Annotated in this window: 6 protein-coding genes; 3 read left to right on the plus strand and 3 right to left on the minus strand. The window is 70.3% G+C overall.

Going from position 1 to position 5,333, the window contains the following annotated elements; genetic code table 11:
• A partial coding sequence (locus WBA11_RS13480) for an STAS/SEC14 domain-containing protein (protein ID WP_424521190.1) occupies positions 1-633 on the minus strand: 633 nt, incomplete at its 3' end.
• Positions 634-915: 282 nt separating this feature from the next.
• Here WBA11_RS13480 and WBA11_RS13485 point away from each other — a divergent pair.
• The 3 genes from WBA11_RS13485 (at position 916) to WBA11_RS13495 (ending at position 4,555) form a co-directional block, all read left to right on the plus strand.
• Positions 916-1,146: a hypothetical protein gene (locus WBA11_RS13485; RefSeq protein WP_424521191.1), complete on the plus strand. Its 231-nt coding sequence runs from the start codon at positions 916-918 to the stop codon at positions 1,144-1,146.
• Complete coding sequence (locus WBA11_RS13490) at positions 1,143-1,619, plus strand: hypothetical protein (RefSeq protein ID WP_424521192.1); 477 nt, start codon at positions 1,143-1,145, stop codon at positions 1,617-1,619. The genes WBA11_RS13485 and WBA11_RS13490 overlap by 4 nt, the downstream gene beginning before the upstream one ends.
• Positions 1,620-2,275: 656 nt before the next feature.
• A complete protein-coding gene (locus WBA11_RS13495) occupies positions 2,276-4,555 on the plus strand; it encodes an amino acid permease (RefSeq protein ID WP_424521193.1) in 2,280 nt (759 codons plus the stop codon).
• Between the two features lie 170 nt (positions 4,556-4,725).
• Here the strand turns inward: WBA11_RS13495 and WBA11_RS13500 are convergent, their stop codons facing one another.
• Both WBA11_RS13500 and WBA11_RS13505 read right to left on the minus strand, forming a co-directional pair.
• On the minus strand, positions 4,726-5,013 hold the full coding sequence (locus tag WBA11_RS13500) for a hypothetical protein (protein WP_424521194.1): 288 nt from the start codon (positions 5,011-5,013) through the stop codon (positions 4,726-4,728).
• Positions 5,010-5,333 (minus strand): DUF6544 family protein (locus WBA11_RS13505; RefSeq protein ID WP_424521195.1); only part of this gene is annotated, 324 nt, incomplete at its 5' end. The genes WBA11_RS13505 and WBA11_RS13500, both read right to left, overlap by 4 nt.

Here is a 5,333-nt window from a genome sequence, read left to right on the forward strand (position 1 = left end):
ATCGCGGAGGGCAGGAAGGACGGCCCGAAGCGCGCGGTACGCCGGGGCCGTCCCCTCGACCTCGAGGCGGCCGGCGACGTCGTTGAGCATCACGTGTGTCCGGTGGACCGTGTGGCCGAACCGGGCCGTCGCACGGGGCCGATCGTCGCTCCGAGGAACGTACCCGTCGAACCACGACGTGTTGGACCACGCCGCATCGAGGCCGCCTGCGTCGTACCAGGAGTCGAGGTCCTCGAGGGCCGACGGCGTCTCGGCGTCTGCGGGAGCCGAGCGGACCCACTCACGAGCGTCGGCGCGGGCGCCGGGCTCGCACGTACGGATCTCGCCCAGTGGCAAGAGGCGCGCCTCGAGACGAGCCAAGCGCGCGATCCAGGGAGCGTCGGTAACGAGCGCGACGCGTCCAATGTGGCGGAGCGTGCGGAGGTAGCGGAGGCCGTAGACCAGGTCCAGCCAGATCGCGCGGACGTCGGCACCGCGAAGACCCTCCACCTCGGCATAGAGGTGGACCGTGTCGTGGTCCTCGAGGACGGCGTCGAAGGCGTCCGTCGCCTGGCGGACGTCGTCGTCGGTCAAGATGTCTGTGACGCGGTAGGCGAACACGTCGGGGCGACCGAGATCGAGGGGGTGGAACATGAGAGGGCAGGGTTTGGACGTGACGGTCACGCGGCGGAGGCGGACGATCCCAGGCTAGGGCGTCTCTAGTCGTGTCCGGTACCGTGGCCCCGAGCTCTCCGGCGTCGGACGGTCGCTGCTCGCCGTGCGGGGGAGCGCCCCACGTTCCTCAAGCTGGGCCAACCTCGAGGTCGAACCATCGAGGATGGCGTAGGGGCTCGCCCCACGGACGGGAGCGGGCATGGCTGTCAGGCTGTCGTCGCAGAGAGGCTGATCCTGAGTCACGTCCTTCCAGTGTTCGTCGTGGTCCCGGCCCTCCCCTTTCTACCTGCCCCGGTCTCTGACCTCGAGGTGGGGTCACTCACTGAGGCCCTTCGCGTCCCGCTCACGCTGGCTGCGGCCGGCGGCCTCGGCACGTTCGCCTCCGGCATCGTTCAGGGCTCGCTCCCATTGATGCTAGCCGGGGCGGTCCTCTGGCTCGGGGGCAGCTACGTATGGGAGCGCGCGAGCGGTCCGCACTCGACGAGGCCGTGACACGGCTCCCTCTACTGATCGTCGCGCTCGCCACCGTGGCCCTCACCTCGCCGGCCTCCGCCCAGGCCGTGTGCCCCTGCGCATCCTACGGGCCGTACCCATGCGACGCCGCCCTGCTCGTCGCTCTCCCGGACCAGGTCGAGCCACTCCAGCTCACCGAGGTCCAGCTCACGGAGCTCCTACGGCTCCGAGACGCCCACCTCCGAGACGTCCACGAGCTCCTGGGCGATATCGCGGCGCTGCACGAGGCGGTCCACGACCTCGAGCGACCGTACGAGTCCGCCGAGGTGTTCGCGCTGTTCTACGACCTGGGGCGCCACCACGCCGACCTCGAGGCCGCGTTTCGCGAGGCGTCCGAGGTCTTGTTGTCCGTCCTCGAGGACGGACAAAGGGCACGGTGGACCGCGCTCGTCGTTCAGGCCGCCGCGCTTCAGGAGTCGGCTCCGGAGTGCGCCGGGGACCCCACTCCGTAGGGGTCGTGCCTGGATTCGCGCGCCCTCGAGGGCGCCGACCCCTCGGGGCGGCCTTTGTCTCTCCGACGCCTCTGCCGGACGCCCAGGAGATCGTCCAGGCGCAGCCGCAGACCTCCGGCAGGTCGACGCCATGCTCGTGGATGCAGGCGGGGTACCGGTCGGGTGCCCCCTCGAGGATGCGGGTCGCGGCCTCTCACTTCTTGTCCAGGTCGAGCCAGCCCGCGCCGTAGGGATGCAGACGTCACAGCGGCGGCTGCTAGCGTTCTTCTTGTCGGGCGCCCCGCGCGGCCCAGAGCCGGGACGTTTGGGGCTCTGAGTCGTCGTCGCTAGCATTGTCCTGCCGGCTTTCGCGATCACGCAGGCCCACGCCTCGACCGGCCGGATCATCCCATCGGCCGTCCTTTTCAACCCATCGACCCAACCGACCGATGAAGCGCTCGACGTAACCGGGCACGAGACGGCCCTGAGTGAGCGGTGACGCCCGCGTCGTCCGCCGACAGAGCCATCGCTGGGCGACCCACCGTGCGGCCCACTTTGCAGCGGGCACAGTCGTCTCCATATATATCGGCTCGGTGCACCTCGCAGTCGGCATCCCCAGCCGCCGTAGTTCGTCCCTGATTCTGACTGGAGAGGTCGCCGGTCGTCCCACTACTCCCATGCCCCAGCACCCCGCAGCCGACCTCGGCGCTGTCCCTCCCGAGACGACGGGCCACGTCCCTGGGCCGCGCAAGTTCGGGACGTTCGCAGGCGTCTTCACGCCGACGCTGCTGACCATCCTCGGGGTGATCATGTATCTCCGGACGGGGTGGGTCGTCGGGAATGCCGGCGTGCTCGGTGCCCTCGGCGTGATCGGTTTGTCGTTCGGGATCACCATTGCGACCGGGCTCTCGATGTCGTCCATCACGACGAACATCCGGATCGGCGCGGGCGGCGCGTACTCGATCATCTCGCAGTCGCTGGGCCTGGAGGTCGGCGGGAGCGTCGGGATCCCGCTCTACCTCTCGCAGGCGCTGGCCGTCGCGCTCTACGTGTTCGGGTTCCGCGAGGGCTGGGCGTGGGTGTTCCCCGAGCACCCGGCGATCTTGGTCGACCTCGGGGTGTTCGCCGTCGTGTTGGGGATCGCCTACGTCAGCGCCTCCTTCGCCTTCCGGGTCCAGTACCTCATCATGGTCGTGATCGCCGCGTCGCTCGTGTCGGTCGCCGTCGCGGCCGCGGAGGGCTCGATGGTCCACGATCTGGCCGACGTAGGGCTCGTGGGGCCGTACGTCGGGGCCCCTGAGGACGGGTTCTCGGGGACCTCGTTCTGGGCCGTGTTCGCCGTGTTCTTCCCGGCCGCGACGGGGATCATGGCCGGGGCGAACATGAGCGGCGATTTGCGAGACCCCAAGCGGAGCATCCCGATCGGGACGCTCTCGGCGATCGCGGTGAGCTTGGTGGTCTACCTCGCGCTCGCCTACTGGCTCGCGCGCTCGGCGACGCCCGAGGAGTTGGTCTCGAACTACACCGTCATGATCGACCGGGCCGCGTGGGGGCCGGCCGTTGTGGCGGGGCTCTTGGGGGCGACGTTCTCGTCTGCGCTGGCCTCGATCGTAGGGGCGCCCCGCATCCTGCAGGCGCTCGGCGACCACGGCGTGCTCCCTCGCGGCGAATGGCTGGCCAAGCGCACGCCGAAGGGCGAGCCGCGCCACGCACTCCTGGTGACGGCCGCCATCGTCGCCGGCGCGCTCCTGCTCCGCGACCTCAACGCGATCGCGCCAGTCATCACGATGTTCTTCCTCATCACGTACGCGATGATCAACTTCGTCGTGTTTGTCGAGGGGCAGCTCGGGCTGGTCAGCTTCCGACCGCGCCTGCGCGTGCCCCAACTCGTCCCGTTGGCCGGGCTCGTAGGGTGCCTGTTGGCGATGTTCGTGGTGAACCCGGCGTTCGGCCTCGCCGCGGTCGTGGTCGTAGTGGCCTTCTACGGGTTCCTGCTTCGGAGCCGTCTCGACGCCCCATACGGCGACGTAAGGAGCGGTCTGTTCGTGGCGCTGGCCGAGTGGGCGGCCAAGCGGGTCCGAGACATGCCGGACCGCCAGGAGCGGGCGTGGAAGCCGAACCTGCTCGTCCCCGTCGAGGACGTCGCCGTGCTCCGGGGCACGTTCGAGGTCGTGCTCGACGTGGCCCGTCCTCGCGGCTCGGTCAAGCTCGTCGGGCTCAACGAGACGGGGCTGGCAGACGGGGGCCGGGTGGACGGGTCCCGGGCCGAGGGGCGGCTCGACCGGCTGCCCACACTCGCGGCCGCGTTCCGCCGCAAGGGTGTCTTCTCGTCCTTCGCCGTCCTCGACGCCCCGCGCTTCGAGGACGGCGTCGTAGCGGCCATCCAGGCGCTGCGGGGCTCGTTCTTCCGGCCGAACGTGTTGTTCCTCCCGCTCCCGCCCCCCAGCCAGCGGGACGGCCGGCGGGAGGCCGCTTTCGCCCGCGCCGTCGCGGAGGCCCGGCACCACCAACTCGGTACGCTCGTGTGGGCGCCGCACCCGACGGCCGGGCTCGGCCAGCGCTACACGGTCAACGTCTGGGTCCACGACCGCTCTCCGGACTGGCGGATCTCGATGGACATCGGCAACCTCGACCTCTCGCTCCTGATCGCCTACAAGCTCCAGCAGAACTGGGACGGCCGGATCCGCCTGCACACGGTCGTCGAGGACGAGGCCAAGCGGGAGCAGGCCCACCACTTCCTCACCCGGCTCATCGACCTCGCCCGGCTCCCCCACACGGAGCCCATCGCGGTCGTCGGCGACTTCCACGACGTCGTCCGCAGAGCCGCGCCGGCCGACCTCAACCTATTCGGGCTCATGCCCGAGCCGACGTTCGCGGCGATGCACGACCTCGTCGAGACGACGCGCGCGAGCGCCCTTTTCGTCCGGGACTCCGGGCTGGAGAACGCGCTCGCCTAGCCGAGCCCACAGCTTTCTACACGAGCGCGCGGCTAGAGTCCGGTCCGAAGTTCAAGGCGTGCAGGACGGCCTGGCCGGCCGTAAAGATCGTGACCGGAGGACCTCACCGGAGGACCTCACCGGAGGACCTCACCGGAGGACCTCACCGGAGGACCTCCTCGAGGACGGAGTTAGGTCGCGTTCCACTGCCGGCCGAGCGCGTGGCCGACGACGAACACGGCCACGTCAACGACGGCGTTGTGGAGCACCTCCGGGCCGGACGTCTTGAAAAAGGCCCGGCCGGCGTCGTTGCGCTCCAGGACCTGCTCGATGACCTCGTAGGCGACCGCCGCCAGGAGCGACCGCCCCAGCGACGCGTCGACGAGCCCGGCCGCGAGACCCGCCGAGAAGTGGACGGCCGTCCAGGGGTCGATGGCGGCCTCGTTCTGCTCGGCCTTGTGGGTGGCGAAGAGTTTCACGAGTGGGGTCCGCCGTCGGCGAGGTCGAGGTGGGTGACGGTAAAGGACGCGCCGCTGTCGGGGTCGTAGCTGTCGGTCCCGTAGCCCCAGCCGCCCGTGATCCGGGTCGGGATCGTGACGCCGCCGAACGTCCCCTCGGCCTCGACGCGGAACCCGTAGGGGTAGAGGCGGGCGGCCTCGCCGTCGGGGTCGCCCCAGCGGTCGAGCGCGACCTCCTGGACCGCGCCGTCGCCGTCGACGTGGAGGGTGACCGTGATCGTCTCGCCGTCCACGGCGAGCGTGTACCGGGCGTGGTCGTCGCCGGCGGCTTGCCACACGAC

Source organism: Rubrivirga sp. (assembly GCF_049648075.1).
Lineage (GTDB): Bacteria > Bacteroidota > Rhodothermia > Rhodothermales > Rubricoccaceae > Rubrivirga.